Source organism: Natronospira proteinivora (genome assembly GCF_024170465.1).
GTDB classification, from domain to species: Bacteria; Pseudomonadota; Gammaproteobacteria; order Natronospirales; family Natronospiraceae; genus Natronospira; species Natronospira proteinivora.
Map to the genome: position 1 here is coordinate 520,703 of NZ_JALJYF010000002.1, position 17,256 is coordinate 537,958.

Genomic DNA, 17,256 nt, shown 5'->3' on the forward strand with positions numbered 1-17,256 from the left:
CTCCGGTTGACGCGCTGGCCGAATCATCGCCCGAATCGATCCCGCAACCTGTCTTCCACTTCATCCGCACGGTCCCGGACCCGATCCTCGGTGGCATCCCGGAGCATGGTCTCCACATCAAAGCGCAGCCGGGGCGACAGCGGCGTGCCGGTGATGCGGAAGGCAAACTCCCGGCCCCGAACGTTGAATTCATCCGCCCGCAGCTCGCTGCGGGCACCATCCAGAACCTGGGCCCGCATCTGATACTCCATGGAGAAATCCACCAGGCTCAGCCAACCATCACCCCGAATGGCGAGCTTATCCACCAGGAGACCAAAGTCTTCACTGGTCAGTCGTCCTTCTTGAATCTGGCCGCGCAGGGCCAGGGTGGAGAAAGGCGTACGCCCCCGATCGGGTGCGACGCTGCCATCATCGCGGAAGCGGGCCGTGGCCTCGGACAAGGCATGGGCCACATCCACCCCTTCGATGGCCCCCTCATCCAGACGCAAGCGCAAACGGCCATCCAGGGTGGGCCGCAACTCACCCACCGTATGGCCTTCTCCGGACAGTTCCATGAAAAGCTCAAGGCCGCCGCTGAACTGTTCGATCTGGAAGAGATCATTCATCAGTCCCTGCATGCGCACGCCATCCAGCTCCTCGGTGAAGCGGATTTGCGGTACCTCGCCGCTGGCATCCACCTCCAGCTCACCCTGCTGGCGACCGCCGTAGAGCCGGGCGTCGATGGGCGCCAAACGCAACACGTCGTCCCGGATGCGCACGCCGGTTTCCACTTCCTCCAGTTGCATGCCGGCCAGCATCAACGAATCAATACGAAGCCGACCTTCCAGGTCATGGCCGCGAATGGCCTGGGCCGGGATCTCGATGGCATCCAGGTCCAGCGGCTCGTCGCTATCCACCGGCTCGCCGTCTTCATCGGGGGCCATGTAGCGATCCAGGTCAATGGTGTCCAGGTGCAAATCAAAACGCAGGGCCAAAGGCTCGAGTTCGGGCAGGGTCACCGCGCCCTGGATGCGGCTGTCATCCAGGGTCAGGTTAAGCTCGTTCAGGGCCAGCCCGGCCTGGCCATAGGATAAGTCACTGCGCAGGGCGAATCGCTCAAGCACTTCTGGATCACTGGTTTCGGGCAGCATGTCGGCCAGGCCGATGCGGGTCAGCAGTTGCCGGGGGGAGAAACCCGGGATTTCCAGGCGACCCGAGACTTCCGGGGTCTCAGCGCCCAGTTGCTCCACCACCAGTGCCAGCTGGGCATCCAGCTCGTCCAGCCGCAGTACCCCTTCATCCAGGGTGAGGCGGTCCTCGGCGGTATCCAGATGGCCATTCAGGCGCCAGTTGACGGTTTCCACCGGTTCCAGATCCAGGCCCTTGGGGGCGTCCTCGCCCAGCAGGGACATCAGGGCCGCGCCGGGGAAATCACCGGAACCCAGCTCAAAGGCAATGCGCGGGTCGCTGGACAGGGCGTCAATGATGACATCGCCTCCAAAAGGCATTTCCGCCAACTGGCCGGTGAAATCTTCAAGGGTCAGGCGGTCGGCTTCGGGATCGAACAACAGCTCCCGCCAGGACAGCTGCACCGCCAGGGGGGAGACCGGCAGGATGTCGCCCTGACTGTCCAGCTCCAGCTCCATGGCATCAATGCGAATACGACCGTCCCCGGCCAGATCCGCCATCAGCCGGGCATTGGCTTGCAGCCGTCCCGACAGTTCGGGTTCATTGAGATCAAAATCCAGCGCGGTTTGAAAGCTCAGGGGCTCACCGAGGCGAATCTCGCCCAGGGTCAGGGACCAATCATCCACACGGGCCCGCAGACCGCTGACATCATCCCGCCAACTGAGAGTGGCATTGCTGAGACTGAGCCCACCAATACGAATGCGTTCCAGATCACTGAAATCCAGCTCTGCGTCCACCTCTTCCTCAGGCCGGTCTTCGGCCTCCTCGGGGGCGACCAGATCATCCCAGTTACTCACGCCGTCTTCATTGACCGCCAGGTTCAGGCGCAAGCCATCCACCTGAATCTCGGCCACTTCCAGCTGGCGGCGCAGCAAGGGGATCAGGCGCAGCCGCATATCGGCACTGTCCAGGCTGAAGAAATCGTCTTCAAAACCTTCGGCATTGCCCAGGGTGACCCGACCGGTTTCCACCCCCAACCAGGGGAAGAAGGACAGGGATAGTTCATCCTGGATTTGCATATTCCGGCCGGTGGCATCGTAGACCGCCGCTTCCACGTCCTCGCGGTAATCATTGGGGTCGATGACCATCGTGATGATCACCACCGCGAGAACCAGCAGTAGAACCAGGGCACGCAGGATGGATGCCAGTGCAATGAGGAGTCGTTTCATGATCGCCTTCCTTGATCCCGGGACATTCCGAACCGTCATTATGGCGCCCGGCCGGGGACAGGAAAAGCCCTGCGTCTTTCAAATTGATGACCCGACTTAGGTGCTCAACCCTCCTGCTCCAGCGCGACTCGAATCATCCTGGCCAGGTCTTCCCGGCGATAGGGCTTGGACAGCATCAGCCCATCCGATTCCAGGCGGCCACGGTGAAGAATGGCGTTTTCGGTGTAACCGGAGGTATACAGGACACGAATCTCGGGATGCAGGCGCCTGGCTTCGACCACTAGGTCCTGGGCGGCCATGCCACCAGGCATCACCACATCGGTGAACAAGAGATCAATATCATCCCGTGCTTCCAGCACCTTCATGGCGGAAGATCCATCGGTGGCTTCAACCACCTTGTAACCCATATTCTGCACTTGCTCGCTGGCATAGCGACGCACCAGATCATCGTCTTCTACCAGCAGTACGGTTTCACTACCTCGTGTTTCCATTGGTACAACCATTTCGCTCTCCTGCTGATCCTGTCCTTCGGTATCCCGTGGCAGATAACAGCGGACGGTGGTGCCCTGCCCCGGGCTGGAATCCACCCGCACATGACCACGGGATTGCTTGATAAAACCATAGAGCATGGGCAGGCCGAGACCACTGCCCTTGCCGGGTTCCTTGGTGGTAAAAAAAGGCTCAAACAACTGAGCCTGTGTCTTTTCATCCATGCCTTCACCGGTGTCGGAGACTGCCAGCATCACGTACTCCCCAGGCACCAGATCCGGGTCACTGCTGGCATCGTCCAAATCCAGCACGATATTGTCGCTTTCGATGGTCAGGCGACCGCCTTGGGGCATGGCGTCCCGGGCGTTGATGCAAAGATTGAGCAATGCCGACTCCAACTGACTGGGATCCACCCGGGCCGGCCAGGCCCCTTCCGTCAGCTGCAGTTCAACCGCCACATGCTTACCCAGGGTCCGACAAAGCAGATCCTGCATTTCCCGAACCATTTCATTGATATCCACCGTCCTTGGTTCCAGACGCTGGCGACGGGCAACCGCCAGCAGGCGCTGGGTCAGGGCCGCGCCCCGGCGAGCGGCGCCATCGATCATGTCGGCCAATGGATACAATCTCTGATCCCCATGCAATGCAGCCATCAACAGCTCGGCATTGCCCTGGATCACGGTGATCAGATTATTGAAGTCATGGGCCACCCCGCCGGTGAGGTGACCCAGCGCCTCCAACTGCTGGGCCTGCTGCAGTTGTTGTTGCAGGCGCCTTTGATCATCAATATCGGTGGCGCTGCCATACCATTTCCGGATCAGCCCCTCGCCATCCCTCGCCGCTTCGGCCCGGACCAGATGCCAGTGGTAGCGGCCATCATGACGTCGAAGCCGCAATTCCACCGTGTAGTTCCCGCCCTTCTTCACAGCGGTCTGCCATTGCTCGGCCGCATTATCCCGGTCATCAGGATGGACCACACTCAGCCAGCCGTCCCCCATCAATCGATCCGAATCATTCACGCCGGTGAATACATGCAGATCCCGACTGAAGTAATCGACACGGCCCTCTGGATCGGCCGACCAGACGATCAAGGGGATGGCATCAACCAACCGCTGGAAGCGGCGCTCGCTCACCAGCAGGAGATTTTCGATTTCCTTCTGACGGGTGATGTCCTGGAAGGCCCCCAGGACCTCGACGGTTCGCCCCTCAGCATCACGACTGGCACGGGCGATACAGCGGGCCCAGCGCTGCGAGCCTTCACGCAGACGCAACTGGAATTGCTCGTCGAATCCTTCGCCCTTTTCTAGACACTGCTGGAAACAGGCCCGCATCCGGGCCCGGCTTTCCGGCGTGTAATAGTGCAAGATCGACTCAAGAGTCAGGCTTTCACCCGGCGGAAGCCCGTGCAACTCCATCACCAAGGGGGACAATTCCAGGGTATTGCTGTCCACCTGGTATGACCAGGCCCCCAGCAAAGCCATGCGGGCGGCCAGATCCATCTGTTCCAGGCTCTCCCGGCGAGCCTTTTGGGCGGCGAGCACCACCCGGCCTACCCGGCGATGGCGATGCAGCAAATGGGCCAGGACCAGGCCCATGAGGGTTGCCCCCAGAATCACGCCCAGGCTGAACAGGCGGTTGAGCAATGGCGGCAGAAATTCGGGAAGCTGTTCCACCGAGGGAGAGAGGGCATAGCCAACGAGTACCAGCCCTGCCCCCAGGAGCCCCATTAACACCACGGCCCGGGCACTCCGGGTCAAGGCCACAAGCAGAACGGGAAAGACATACAGGGCCCCGACCGCATAGCCCAGGGGGGTGAGCAGATCCAGTATCAGCACCAGTAGGAGCACTACCGGGGCAATCCAGATCAACCGCCGTGAGGACCGTGGCCTGAGTAAGCGTTTAACGGCGTAACGCAGCAGTCTCATGGACGCCCAGTCTTGTACCGTGGGCAAACAACTCCCGGTTTGGATGGCTCCGTCCGACCCTGTGTCCCATGGCCCGACAAACACGCTCCCTTTTGCATCCTGCAACCCTCACCGCAATTACTGCCTACCCAACAATGCAAGAACCTGCCACGATCAGGTGCAATTAAAAACGGCCTACAACAAGCCGACTTATGTCTGGATTTATCGTTAAATAACGTTTTCCCTGATATTGGCGAAATCAGGCCGGCCCGCAAGACAATTCGGGAAATTCGGCGACAGACGCGCGTGCTGTCAGGATGAATGGCGCCGGGCAAACCGGATTGGGGAGTGAGTGACTGAAGTATAGACCAGGAAGGTGGAGCGGGTGATGGGAATCGAACCCACGTTCTCAGCTTGGGAAGCTGATGTTCTACCATTGAACTACACCCGCATCGCCCTCAATTCTATAGTAGGCGGGCATTGCGGGAAAGCCCTCGCTGAGTGCCGCTAACGGCCCCGCCCTGTTCCCGCTCTGATGTTAAAATGCCATTTTACCCCGATGGAGTTCAGGCATGCGGCTTGAGGTTAACGGCGAAACTCGAGAATTCGATGGCGAACCCACCATCAGCGAATTGCTTGAAGCCCTGGCCTTCACCGGCCGCCGGGTGGCTGTCGAGCGCAACGGCATGATCGTCCCCCGTAGCCAGCATGCCGACACCCGGCTGGCGGACGGCGACCGCCTGGAGATCGTCCAGGCCGTCGGCGGCGGTTGAAGGGGCCAATCCGCGCTTTGATCGCGAATGAATTCGCTCCTACGGTGGCTCCTCGTCCGTAGGAGCGGATTGATCCGCGATTACGCTGGAGCCTAGTCACACCGCGATCATGGATTCGCCCGACAAGAGCAACCCTTTTCCTTTGGAGTCACAATGAGCGATAACGAGAACACACCGACCCTGAAACCGCTGGTGATTGCCGGGCGGGAATATCAATCCCGGCTGCTGGTGGGGACCGGCAAGTACAAGGATTTCCAGGAAACCCGGGAAGCCATTGAAACCAGTGGTGCCGAGATCGTGACTGTGGCCCTGCGCCGCTCCAACATCGGCCAGAAATCCGATGAGCCCAATCTGCTGGATGCGGTGCCGCCATCGAAGTACACCATCCTGCCCAACACCGCCGGTTGCTACACGGCCGAGGATGCGGTGCGGGTCTGCCGCCTGGCCCGGGAGCTGCTGGACGATCATCGCCTGGTGAAGCTGGAGGTGCTGGGGGATGAGCGTACCCTCTACCCGGATATTCCGGCCACCCTGGAAGCGGCCAAGACCCTGGTGGACGAGGGCTTCGAGGTGATGGTCTATACCAATGACGATCCCATCATCGCCAAGCGCCTGGAGGAAATCGGCTGCGTGGCAGTGATGCCCCTGGCGGCGCCCATCGGTTCTGGACTGGGGATTCAGAACCCCTACAACATCATCACCATTGTGGAGAATGCCAAGGTGCCCATTCTGGTGGATGCCGGCGTGGGCACGGCCTCGGATGCCTCGGTGGCCATGGAGCTGGGCTGTGACGGGGTGCTGATGAACACCGCCATCGCCGGCGCCCAGCACCCGGTGCTGATGGCCTCGGCCATGCGCAAGGCGGTGGAAGCCGGCCGCGAAGCCTTCCTGGCCGGACGCATCCCCAAGAAACGCTTCGCCTCGGCCTCCTCCCCGATTGAAGGAGTAATCCGCTAATCACCCGTAGGAGCGGATTTATCCGCGATTGGCCCAGAAACGTTGGGGCGGTTTCAGCGTCAAGGATTTAGAGAACATTTAATGCGGTAACACGAAGGACACGAAGAAAAGCACGAAGGGCACGAAGGAAAATCTGATGGGGTGGGCCAGAAGTGGGAGCGGCGTCCGCCGCGACTAATGGCAAGCTAGCTGGAAATCGCGGCGGACGCCGCTCCCACATTCTTGTCCTTCTTCGTGTCCTTCTGCCTTTCTTCGTGTCCTTCGTGCAACGCTTTTATACCTCCACCTCCCCAAAAGGACCCCCTGAATGACTGAGCAGGAAAAGAACTGGCGGCCGATACGGAGTTTTGTGCGGCGGGAGGGGCGTTTGACGCCCGGGCAGCAGAAGGCGTTGGATCGCTTTTTTCCCCGTTACGGCATTGAATTTCAGGCCGAGCCGCTGGATTTCAACGTCCTGTTCGGTCGCAAAGCGCCGGTGACCCTGGAGATCGGTTTCGGCAACGGGGATCTGCTGGCGACACTGGCGGTCAGTCACCCGGAACGGAACTTCATGGGGATCGAGGTCCATCGTCCTGGTGTGGGGCGGCTGCTCAATCAGCTGGACGAGCAAGGCCTGGAGAATGTACGGGTCTCGACCCACGATGCGGTGGAAGTGCTGCGGGAGCAGATTCCACCCAAGAGCCTGGATCGGCTGCTGATCTTCTTCCCTGACCCCTGGCCCAAGAAACGCCACCACAAGCGCCGCCTGATTCAGCCGGCCTTTGCCGAGCTGGCGGCCAGCCGGCTCGCCCCCGGTGGCCGGCTGCACCTGGCCACGGACTGGGAAAACTACAAGGACCACATGCTGGCGGTGCTGGATGCCTGCCCGGCCCTGTCCAATACCGCTGGCGATGGTGGCACCGTGCCCCGGCCGGATGACCGCCCGGTGACCCATTTCGAACAACGCGGCAAGCGCAAGGGGCATGGGGTTTGGGATCTGGTTTATGAGCGGGTTTAGGGCTGTTGGGGGTGTAGAGGGCTGGGTATTTGGAACACGGAGATCACGGAGGAGTCACGGAGAACACGGAGGGGATAGGTATTGCCGTAGGAGCGGATTTATCCGCGATCAGGTTTTGGGGATGTAGCGGGTTCGTTTTTTTGGAACACAGAGGACACGGAGAGCACGGAGGGGGTGTTGTTGGGAAATAGCAGTGTCTTGTGGGAGCGGCGTCCGCCGCGATCTATAGCTGGCTAGCTGGAAAGTCGGGCCAAGAATGCCCCTCCCACAGCTTCTACAGGCCCCATTGCCTTCCTCCGTGTCCTCCGTGATCTCCGTGTTCCAAAAAACGAATCCGCTATCGCCCCCTCGTTCGAATCGCGAATGAATTCGCTCCTACGGCCACGGCATTCATCCCTCCGTGACCTCCGTGGCTTCTCCGTGATCTCCGTGTTCCAAAAAACGAACCCGCTATAACCGCTTCGCTCGAATCGCGAATGAATTCGCTCCTACGGCCGCGACATTCATCCCTCCGTGACCTCCGTGGATTCTCCGTGATCTCTGTGTTCAAAAAACCGAACCCGCTATCGCCCCTCGTTCGGATCGCGGATAAATCCGCTCCTACGGACAATGGGCCGCCGTAGGAGCGAATTCATTCGCGATTGGGTTTTGGGAGCTTAATAAACATCGGGGCTGCCTTCGCCGCGGGGGTCGGAGGCGGCTTCCAGCTCGCCGCTTTCCCGGTTCCAGATCACCATTTGCAGGTTGCCCCAGGGGCGGTCCCGGCTTTCCAGCTCATGACCCTTGGTCTTGAGCGCTTCCAATGCGGACGCCGAGATGGAATCGGGCTCATGGCTGATGTGATCCGGGCGGTACTGGTGGTGGAAGCGCGGCTTGGCCACGGCGGCTTCGGCGTCGGCCCCGTCCAGATAGGCCAGGATGCCGGTGAGCACGGTGGTGATGATGCGGCTGCCGCCGGGGCTGCCCAGGATGGCCACGCCCCGCTCGTCTTCCACGAAGGTGGGGGTCATGCTGGAGAGCATGCGCTTGCCGGGCTCGATGGCATTGGCCTTGGAGGACACCAGGCCAAAGCCGTCCGGGGTGCCGGGCTCGGATGAGAAATCATCCATTTCATTGTTGAGGATGACGCCGGTGCCTTCGGGCATGAAACCGGAGCCGAACCAGAAGTTGATGGAAAGCGTGGCCCCCACCCGATTGCCCTGCCGGTCCATGATGGAGAAATGGGTGGTCTGGGGCCCTTCCAGGGGACTGACCACATCGGGCAGGTGATCACTGGGGGTGGCCCGGTCCTGGCGGATGCTGGCCCGCAGGCCGGCGGCATAGTCGGCGCTGGTGAGCCGCTCGATGGGCATGTCCACGAAATCCGGGTCCCCCAGCCAGGCGCCCCGGTCCCGATAGGCGCGGCGCAGGGCTTCGCTGATTACGTGAATGCGGGTGGCCTCATCCACGGCATCCAGGTCATAGCCTTCCAGGATGTTGAGCGTGGTGGCCAGGGCCACGCCACCGGCGCTGGGGGGTGAGGCGGCGGTGATGCGGGCACCGCGATACTCGCTGGTGATGGGTTCACGCTCGACCACCTGGTAGTCGGCCAGGTCCTGCAGCTGCCAGATACCCCCGGCCTCGCGCACCTGGGTCACCATTTGCTCGGCCAGTTCCCCTTCATAGAAGCCGGCCCGGCCCTGCTGGGCGATGCGTTCCAGGGTGTCGGCCAGGTCGGGTTGTTTCAGCGTCCAGCCTTCTTCGGGGACGTCCCCGTCATCCAGAAAGACGTCGGCGCCGGCGGGCCAGCGCTTGAGAATATCCTGCTTGAAGTCCACGCCGCGGATATAGCGTTCACCCACACTAAAGCCTTCCCGGGCCAGGCGAATGGCGGGGGCCAGGTTGTCTTCCAGGCTGAGTTGGCCGTATTGCTCGGTGATGTGAATCAGGGCGGCGGGCTGGCCGGGGATGGCGGCGGCCAGGGGCCCGTTGCGGGAGAGGTCGTCATCCACTTCCCCGTCTTCGTCCAGGTACATCTCGGCATGGGCCTCGCCGGGGGCCGTTTCCCGGCCGTCCACCATGATACTGCGATCCTCGCCGGCTTGATGCAGCAGCCAGAAGCCGCCACCGCCCACGCCGGAACCGAAGGGTTCCACCACCGCCAGGACAGCACTCACGGCCACTGCGGCATCAAAGGCATTGCCCCCTTGCTCCAGGATTTCCCGGCCAGCCTGGGTGGCCAGAGGGTGGGCGGTGGCCACCGCGCCGCCTTCGCTGGTCGGGCTTGGTCCGTCGTTTGGTGACAGCCCGGCGCAGGCGGTGAGAAACAGGGCGGTCAGCAGGGTAATCAGCAGGCGTTGCAGTTTGAGCATGGTGTTCTTCAGGGCTTTGGCTTGCTTTGCAGGAGGGCACAGATTAACTGATTTTCCGGCAGGACGTGAGAGGGGGTTCTTCTGGTTCGCTAGGGATATGTGGTCAATCGCTTGCGCCCGTTTATCGAAGGGCAGGCATCTCACCACCCCCGATGTTTGAAGCCAGGAGGATTGATCCGGGGGTAGGCCTGAGCAGGATTGTCGAGAACAGGATGTTCTCGTCAAAGCCCCCAGGGATGGGTCCATGGCGTTCCTGGGCAAGGCTACCCCCGGATCAATCCGTGGCAATCAAGCAGAAACCCCACCGCACCATGGCGCCAAAGTGACCGGCCAGTGACTGGCCGAAGTCGTATGCCGCAATGTTTCAGCCAGGGGGGTTATCCCCCGCTGCCGTTCAGGCCTTCTTGCTGAGGGCCTTTTTAAGCTCGGCCTCGATGGTGGGATGGACGAAGTCGGAAACCTCGCCGTCCAGGGAGGCGATTTCCCGCACCAGGCTGGAGGAGACGAAGGTGTATTGCTCGCTGGGCGTGAGAAAGACCGTTTCCACCCCGGGGTCCAGATGCCGGTTCATGGCCGCCAGCTGGAATTCGAATTCGAAATCCGAGACCGCCCGCAGGCCACGCAGGATGGCGCTGATCCCGTGATCCCGGGCAAATTCCACGGTCAGTCCCTTGAAGGGCAGTACTTCCACATTGGGGATGTCTGCCAGGGCCAGCTCGGCGAAGCGGACCCGGTCTTCCAGTGAGAAGCTGGGTTGCTTGCCGGGGCTGGCCGCCACCGCCAGCACCACGCTGTCGAACAGGCGGGCGGCACGGCGCACCAGGTCGGTATGGCCGTTGGTAATGGGATCGAAGGTGCCGGGATACAGGGCTTTGACGCTCATTGGCTGCGGGTCCTTGAATCTTCGGGTTTCTTTCTAGTGTATCAGGGCTGGTTTTTGGAATTCGGCGGGAGGCCGTAGGAGCGGATTTATCCGCGATTGATCTGCCGGGATATAGAAGGCTGGTGTGTTGGAACGCAGAGGACGCAGAGAATCCGCAGAGGTCACGGAGGAGATGAATGTCGCGGCCGTAGGAGCGAATTCATTCGCGATTCGAGCGAGGCGGTTATAGGCGGGTTCGTTTTTTTGGAACACGGAGATCACGGAGAAGCCACGGAGGACACGGAGGAATGCAATTGGGCTTAGGTAGCTGTGGGAGCGGCGTCCGCCGCGATTTCCAGCTAGCCGGCTATTGATCGCGGCGGACGCCGCTCCCACAAGGCTATGTTACCTCCACATATAACCCCTCTGTGACCTCTGCGGATTCTCCGTGCCCTCTGCGTTCCAAAACTCCAACTCGCTACCCCCCCCAAACCCAATCGCGGATAAATCCGCTCCTACGGCGCTCCCGGCATTACCCCCTCCGTGGTCTCCGTGGCTCCTCCGTGATCTCCGTGTTCCTCATACCAAGCCCTCTATGGCCCCGCAGGCCTATCGCGAATGAATTCGCCCCTACGGGGGTGCAAGCGCGCCTAGGAAGTGGTGATCAGGCCGTAGGTGACGTCGCCGGCGGTGGATTGGCGGGTCCAGATCCAGGCCGGGGGGATCTCGGGGGGCGGGTTGTGGCTGCGGTATTCCAGGTAGATCTGGGCGCCGGGCTTGAGCCATGCCCCCGCTTGCAAGGCTTCGAGAACGGGGCCATAGAGGCCGGCGTCATAAGGGGGATCGAGAAAGACCAGGCCATAGGGGGAATCGGGCAAGGGAGATCCAAGATATTTCTCCACTTCCATGCCGTGCACGCTTGCCTTGTCTTCCGCCCCCAGCAGGTTCAGGTTCTGCTTCAGGGCCGCCACCAGGCGGCGGTCGCGCTCGACGAAATCCACTCGGGCCGCGCCCCGGGACAGGGCTTCCAGCCCCAGGGCGCCGCTGCCGGCGAAAAGATCCAGAGCGGATTCGCCGACCAATGTGGGGGCCAGCCAGTTGAACAGGGTTTCGCGCACCCGGTCGGGTGTCGGGCGCACACCACCGGCGTCGGGAAAGCGCAGTCGACGGCCGCCATGTTGCCCGGCAATCAGGCGCAGCTGGCCGGACCGGGGGGCCTCGCGAGTCCTTTTTCCGCGCCTCACCGCTTTGTGTCGTTTTTTTACCACGCTGAATTCACTCGTACGCTTGTTTGAAAGCGCCCACCTACCTATAGTTGTCAGGGAGCCGTAATGAAACGGCTGGTACCTGCTTCGACGGGGAATACACGATGAAGCAGGCTGGCCATCCTAAGTGAGTGTGCCGAGGCACTCCAGTGTTGCATACTGAGCGTCGGCCCGGTTCATTCTGGCGTGTTTCGCCCTGGAGGGATAGAACAATGTTTAAACGACTTTTGCCTGTCGCCGTTTTGCTGCCCCTGGTGGGCCTGAATGGTTGTTTCGTGGATGACGAGGAATCCACCGAGCCGAAACCCACATTTCGAGCAGAGTTTATTCCCGCCGTGGGCCTACTGCCCTTCGGGAACGACCTCTATATTGATCAGGAAGACGGCACTGTGGACATCCCAAGTCCGCTAACGCCGATCAATACGGTCGATGGCTTCTCCACCACCGCCTCGACGGTCACCATGACCACGGACACTGTGGACGAAGACAGCATCGTGGCGGGTGAGAATGCTGTACTGGTGGATATCACCAACCCCGCTGAACCAGCACCGCTGACACCGGGAGAGCACTATTCAGTGTCGGTTTCCCAGCTCGAGGGCACTGCCCAGCATCGCATCGACTTCCATGTCCACCAGCCGCTCCGGAGCGACATGCCCGATGGTGAAGGGGGTGTGATACCCGCTCGCTATATGGCCTTTCTGACTTCCGGCATCCAGAGTACGACGGGCAACAGCCTGGCGCCGGATACGGATTTCAGGACTATCCGGGATGCGGCCGTTGCTGATGAAGAATTGGCCAATGAGACCTTCGAAAATATCCGGCAGGCCATTCAGGGTCCGCTCCAATTGACCTCGGCACTGGGTGTCGATAGCGGTGATGTTGCCGTTCTCTGGACCTTCCAGACCGTTGGCACGCGCAACTCCATGGAAATGGTGGCTAATGAAACTGCTCCGGACATGGCAGCCATCAGCCCATCCGGCATGGACTCCGGCGATGTCGTTGACGGTTCACCGGGCTATGCCGATATTTGGGCTGGCTTTCTCGATGTAGCCTACTATCTCGACCCGGAAGCGCCCCTGAGCGAGTTTTGGGTGGATGATGAGGGTCAGCCGCTAACCCGGGCTAATCCGATGCCCGCAGCGCGTGATCAAAAGTCCATTCCCCTGTTTGTCACCGTTCCAAGTCAGGAAGCGATTGATGACGCTAACTGCCCGGTATCAGGTGAGCCCGGCGATGGCTGGCCAGTAGTCATTTTCCAGCACGGCATCACCGGTGACCGAAGCCAGATGCTCGGCCTGGCCGACACGCTCAGTTGCCAGGGCTTTGCCATGGCCGCCATCGACCATCCCCTGCACGGGATCACCGACCCTGAAAGCCCGTTATTCGTGGGGCCAGGCTCCCCCTTGTATGAAGCCTTCGACGTACAGGAACGGCATTTCTACATGGTGCAAGGGCAGCCTTCTGATCCAGCCGAGGTCATAGGCGAGGACGGAAGCTTCGACGGTTCTGGGGAGCACTACATCAACATCGCCAGCCTGCCCACCAGCCGGGACAATCTCCGCCAGTCCGTTGCCGACTTGTTGCAGCTTTCCGCTTCGGCGGGGGCCATCGTCACTCTGGATCAAGACGGGAATCCCGATGGACAGTTGGCCATTGATACGGATGCCAAATTCTTCGTTGGCCACTCCCTGGGTGGCATCGCAGGCACCAGCCTAACCGGGCTGGACGAGAGCATTGTCGCTTCTGTACTGGCAATGCCCGGCGGCAAGATCACTGATCTGCTGCTGGAATCTGATGAGTTTGGTGACCGCATCCGAGATGGATTGGTGGCGGAAAACTCCAACCTGGTTGAGGGTACGACGCTCTTTGACCGTTTCTTCCGCCAAGCGCAGACCATCATTGATGCTGGGGACCCTGCCAATTACGGGAACTTGGCCGATGATCGGGATGTGTTCGTCATCGAAATCGATGGGGATTCCGTGGTTCCGAACAGTGCGACCCAATACCTCTCCAATACCTTGGACTTGGCACAAGTTAGTACGACAGCCGATGGTTCCGATGGGCAGGGCTGGGTGCGCTATCTCGCCGGCAACCACGGTTCACTGCTACAGCCGGGCGCTGATGATCCAGAGAGCCAGGCAGTATGGGCCTCCATCCAATGCCAAACGGCGTTCTTCATCGCTACGGCGGCCAGCGGCAATGCCGTTATCGACGCAAGCGGCGAAGCGGAGCAGAGTCCGGACAACTGTGCTGCAGCAGCCAACATGGACTTGATCGAATAAGTCTTGGTTCAATGATCGAAGGCAGTTTGGCCGGGGCCCTTCAGGGCCCCGGCTTTTTTATGGGCGAGCGCCGGGCAGGGGCGATTTTGCAGGGTGAACTTGGTAGGATGTGGCAACGTTTTTGACCATTCTCCATTGCAGGCACCAACCCATTCCATGTCCGAGAAAAAAGGTTTTTTTGGCCGCCTCCGGGAACGACTGAACCGGGGCGACTCCCTCCTCACCAAGGACCTCACCGAACTGCTGCCCGGTTCCGGGCCGCCCGACGAAGACACCCTGGAAGAACTGGAGACCCGCCTGCTGATGGCGGATGTGGGGGTCTCGGCCACCCAGCAGATCATGGATGGTCTGCGTGAGCGGCTGAACCGCAAGGCCCTGGCCAACCGAGATCAGCTGTTGCAGGGGCTGCGGCAAGAGGTTCATGCCATCCTGGATCCGGTGGAATCGGCCCTGGAGCCCAGGCAGCCAGGTGATGGGCCTTTCGTGATTCTGGTGGTGGGGGTGAACGGCAGTGGCAAGACCACCACCATCGGCAAGCTGGCCCGGCGTTTCCGGGACCAGGGCAAGTCGGTGATGCTGGCGGCCGGGGATACCTTTCGGGCGGCGGCGGTGGAACAGCTCCAGGTCTGGGGCGAGCGTAACGATGTGCCGGTGATCGCCCATGCCACCGGGGCGGATTCAGCAGCGGTGGCCCATGATGCGGTGCAATCCGCCCTCTCGCGGGATATCGACGTATTGCTGATCGATACCGCCGGGCGTCTGCATACCCAGGCCGGGCTGATGGATGAGCTCAAGAAGGTCCGCCGGGTGATCCAGCGGGTGATGCCATCGGCCCCCCATGAAACCCTCTTGGTGCTGGACGGCAGCACCGGGCAGAATGCCATTGCCCAGGCGCGTGAGTTTCATTCCGCGGTCGAGCTGAGCGGCCTGGCGGTGACCAAGCTGGACGGTTCGGCCAAGGGCGGGGTGTTGCTGGCCGTGGCCCGGGAGTTGAAGATTCCGGTGCGTTTTATCGGCATTGGCGAGGCGGCCGAGGATCTGGATGTGTTTCGGGCGGAGGATTTTACCCGGGCATTGCTTGAGGCTGGGGATTGAGGGAACCGGGAGCCAACCGGGCCCGGGGGCCCGGTCGCGGATAAATCCGCTCCTACGAGGACAGAGAAGGTGGATGAATGATTCGCTTTGATCGTGTCAGCAAGAGTTATCCCGGGGGCAACCAGGCCTTGAGCGATGTCAGCTTCGAGCTGGAGCCGGCGGAGTTCGTCTATCTCACCGGCCATTCCGGGGCCGGCAAATCCACCTTGCTGAAACTGATTGCCATGCTGGAGCGGCCCACTCGCGGGCATGTGCTTTTTGACGGACGCAATCTGGGCAAGGTGGGCAAATGGGGTATTCCCTATCACCGCCGCAAGGTGGGCCTGATCTTTCAGGACCACAAGCTGCTGCAGGATCGCACCGTGTTCGACAATGTGGCCCTGCCCCTGGTGATTACCGGCATGGGGCATCGCGAGATTCGTCGCCGGGTTCAGGCGGCCCTAGATCAGGTGGAGCTGCTGCACAAGGAACACGCCCTGCCCGCCACCCTCTCCGGCGGTGAACAGCAGCGGGTGGGCATTGCCCGGGCGGTGGTGGGCCGGCCCCCCATGCTGGTGGCGGATGAGCCCACCGGTAATCTGGACCCGGCCCTGTCCCGGGAAATCATGAGCCTGTTCGAACGCTTCCAGCAGGTGGGGGTGACCGTCATGGTGGCCAGTCATGATCATCGCCTGATTCGCGAGACCGGCCGCCGGGTGCTGACCCTGCGCGACGGACGAATGACCGACGCGGAGTTAATGGACTGATGGCCTCTCGACGCCCCAATCGACTTCGCCCGGACCGCTCTGCCCGCCGGCCCAATCCCCCCAAGCGCGACAAGAAGGGCGCCCGTCGCGGTGGTCTGGGCCTGATTGCCCGCTTCCAGGCCTGGTTGCTGCGTCACGCCCAGACCCTGGTCTTTACCCTGGGCCGAATCTCGCGCCGGCCCGGTTCCAGCTCACTCACCGCCGGGGTGATCGGCGTGGCCCTGGCCCTGCCGGCGGCCATGTATGTGTTGGTGGAAAACACCAGTGGCCTGGCCGGCAATTGGGAAGGGGTTTCGCGGGTCTCGGTCTTCATGGAGCCGGGCAGCCCGGAATCCCGGGCGCGTTCCCTGCGGGAGGAGTTGGAGGCCCGCTCGGAAGTGTCCCAGGTGGAGCACATCAGTGCCGAGGCGGCCATGGAGGAGTTCACGGAGCGTTCGGGCTTCGGTGATGCCCTGGCGGTGCTGGAGGAGAATCCCCTGCCCCCGGTGCTGGTGGTGCATCCCACCGAGTCGGCGGCCACGCCGGAGGGGCTGCGGGCCCTGGTCTCGGAACTGCAGGACCTGGAGGAAGTAGACCTGGTGCAGGTGGATACCCAGTGGATTGAGCGGTTCCACGCCATGCTGGAGATTGCCGAACGGGGCATTGCGGTTGTGGCGGCGCTGCTGGCCCTCGCGGTGTTGATTGTGGTGGGTAATACCATCCGCCTGGAGATCCAGAACCGGCGGGAGGAGATTGAGGTCACCAAGCTGGTGGGGGCAACGGATGCCTTTATACGCCGACCCTTCCTCTATACCGGGCTCTGGTACGGAGTGTTTGGCGGGGTGTTGGCCTGTCTGCTGGTGACCGGGGCGGTCTGGGTGCTGCATGATCCGGTGCGTTCCCTGGCGGGGCTCTACGGCAGCGGTTTCCAGTTGTCCGGCCTGGGTTTTCTGCCCAGTCTGCAGGTGCTCGGGGTCGGGGCCTTGCTGGGCTGGGGCGGCAGCTGGCTGGCGGTGGCCCGCCACCTGAGTGAAATCGAGCCGGCCTGATCAGAACAGCCCCCGTAGGAGCGGATTTATCCGCGATTGATCTGCCGGGATATGGTCCTCCGTGATCTCCGCGTAAAATATCCAGCCTGGGTTCGCCAAGCCGGCATCAATATCCCGAAATCCAAGCAAATTAACCCTTCGTGCCCCTTCTGCCTTTCTTCGTGTCCTTCG

12 protein-coding genes and 1 tRNA gene are annotated in these 17,256 nt (G+C 61.5%); 7 read left to right on the top strand and 6 right to left on the bottom strand.

The window, feature by feature from the left end:
- Positions 1-23 precede the first annotated feature (23 nt).
- From J2T60_RS09555 to J2T60_RS09565, 3 genes are all read right to left on the bottom strand, one after another.
- Complete coding sequence (locus J2T60_RS09555; RefSeq protein ID WP_253449023.1) at positions 24-2,336, bottom strand: AsmA family protein; 2,313 nt, start codon at positions 2,334-2,336, stop codon at positions 24-26.
- A 104-nt stretch (positions 2,337-2,440) separates the two neighbouring features.
- A complete protein-coding gene (locus J2T60_RS09560) occupies positions 2,441-4,750 on the bottom strand; it encodes a hybrid sensor histidine kinase/response regulator (RefSeq protein WP_253449026.1) in 2,310 nt (769 codons plus the stop codon).
- 356 nt (positions 4,751-5,106) lie between these two features.
- Positions 5,107-5,180 (bottom strand) — tRNA-Gly (locus J2T60_RS09565).
- A 121-nt stretch (positions 5,181-5,301) separates the two neighbouring features.
- Here J2T60_RS09565 and thiS point away from each other — a divergent pair.
- The 3 genes from thiS to trmB all read left to right on the top strand — a co-directional run bounded on the left by thiS (position 5,302) and on the right by trmB (position 7,456).
- On the top strand, positions 5,302-5,502 hold the full coding sequence (thiS, locus tag J2T60_RS09570; protein WP_253449029.1) for a sulfur carrier protein ThiS: 201 nt from the start codon (positions 5,302-5,304) through the stop codon (positions 5,500-5,502).
- Positions 5,503-5,655: 153 nt separating this feature from the next.
- Positions 5,656-6,459 (top strand): thiazole synthase, encoded by an 804-nt coding sequence (locus tag J2T60_RS09575; RefSeq protein ID WP_253449031.1) that lies wholly within the window; start codon positions 5,656-5,658, stop codon positions 6,457-6,459.
- A 307-nt stretch (positions 6,460-6,766) separates the two neighbouring features.
- Positions 6,767-7,456, top strand: a complete 690-nt coding sequence (gene trmB, locus J2T60_RS09580; protein ID WP_253449033.1) for a tRNA (guanosine(46)-N7)-methyltransferase TrmB — start codon at positions 6,767-6,769, stop codon at positions 7,454-7,456.
- A gap of 656 nt (positions 7,457-8,112) precedes the next feature.
- Here the strand turns inward: trmB and ggt are convergent.
- From ggt to rsmD, 3 genes are all read right to left on the bottom strand, one after another.
- Entirely contained in the window at positions 8,113-9,807 is a 1,695-nt protein-coding gene (gene ggt, locus J2T60_RS09585; RefSeq protein WP_253449035.1) for a gamma-glutamyltransferase, read from the bottom strand.
- A gap of 394 nt (positions 9,808-10,201) precedes the next feature.
- Entirely contained in the window at positions 10,202-10,690 is a 489-nt protein-coding gene (gene coaD / locus J2T60_RS09590) for a pantetheine-phosphate adenylyltransferase (protein ID WP_253449037.1), read from the bottom strand.
- A gap of 629 nt (positions 10,691-11,319) precedes the next feature.
- Positions 11,320-11,913: a 16S rRNA (guanine(966)-N(2))-methyltransferase RsmD gene (gene rsmD, locus J2T60_RS09595; RefSeq protein WP_253449040.1), complete on the bottom strand. Its 594-nt coding sequence runs from the start codon at positions 11,911-11,913 to the stop codon at positions 11,320-11,322.
- A gap of 233 nt (positions 11,914-12,146) precedes the next feature.
- Here rsmD and J2T60_RS09600 point away from each other — a divergent pair, with 233 nt between their 5' ends.
- The 4 genes from J2T60_RS09600 (at position 12,147) to ftsX (ending at position 17,085) form a co-directional block, all read left to right on the top strand.
- On the top strand, positions 12,147-14,216 hold the full coding sequence (locus J2T60_RS09600) for a hypothetical protein (protein WP_253449043.1): 2,070 nt from the start codon (positions 12,147-12,149) through the stop codon (positions 14,214-14,216).
- Positions 14,217-14,372: 156 nt separating this feature from the next.
- Complete coding sequence (gene ftsY, locus J2T60_RS09605; RefSeq protein WP_253449046.1) at positions 14,373-15,311, top strand: signal recognition particle-docking protein FtsY; 939 nt, start codon at positions 14,373-14,375, stop codon at positions 15,309-15,311.
- Between the two features lie 77 nt (positions 15,312-15,388).
- On the top strand, positions 15,389-16,057 hold the full coding sequence (gene ftsE / locus J2T60_RS09610) for a cell division ATP-binding protein FtsE (protein ID WP_253449049.1): 669 nt from the start codon (positions 15,389-15,391) through the stop codon (positions 16,055-16,057).
- On the top strand, positions 16,057-17,085 hold the full coding sequence (gene ftsX, locus J2T60_RS09615) for a permease-like cell division protein FtsX (protein WP_253449052.1): 1,029 nt from the start codon (positions 16,057-16,059) through the stop codon (positions 17,083-17,085). Before ftsE ends, ftsX begins: the two co-directional genes overlap by 1 nt.
- The last annotated feature ends 171 nt before the right edge of the window (positions 17,086-17,256 follow it).

Bases quoted from the DNA above. Each gene is read 5' to 3' on its own strand.
- thiS (WP_253449029.1), top strand. From the start codon at position 5,302: ATGCGGCTTGAGGTTAACGGCGAAACTCGAGAATTCGATGGCGAACCC.
- ggt (WP_253449035.1), bottom strand. From the start codon at position 9,807: ATGCTCAAACTGCAACGCCTGCTGATTACCCTGCTGACCGCCCTGTTT.
- ftsE (WP_253449049.1), top strand. From the start codon at position 15,389: ATGATTCGCTTTGATCGTGTCAGCAAGAGTTATCCCGGGGGCAACCAG.
- J2T60_RS09575 (WP_253449031.1), top strand. From the start codon at position 5,656: ATGAGCGATAACGAGAACACACCGACCCTGAAACCGCTGGTGATTGCC.
- J2T60_RS09600 (WP_253449043.1), top strand. From the start codon at position 12,147: ATGTTTAAACGACTTTTGCCTGTCGCCGTTTTGCTGCCCCTGGTGGGC.
- ftsY (WP_253449046.1), top strand. From the start codon at position 14,373: ATGTCCGAGAAAAAAGGTTTTTTTGGCCGCCTCCGGGAACGACTGAAC.
- J2T60_RS09560 (WP_253449026.1), bottom strand. From the start codon at position 4,750: ATGAGACTGCTGCGTTACGCCGTTAAACGCTTACTCAGGCCACGGTCC.
- ftsX (WP_253449052.1), top strand. From the start codon at position 16,057: ATGGCCTCTCGACGCCCCAATCGACTTCGCCCGGACCGCTCTGCCCGC.
- J2T60_RS09555 (WP_253449023.1), bottom strand. From the start codon at position 2,336: ATGAAACGACTCCTCATTGCACTGGCATCCATCCTGCGTGCCCTGGTT.
- coaD (WP_253449037.1), bottom strand. From the start codon at position 10,690: ATGAGCGTCAAAGCCCTGTATCCCGGCACCTTCGATCCCATTACCAAC.
- trmB (WP_253449033.1), top strand. From the start codon at position 6,767: ATGACTGAGCAGGAAAAGAACTGGCGGCCGATACGGAGTTTTGTGCGG.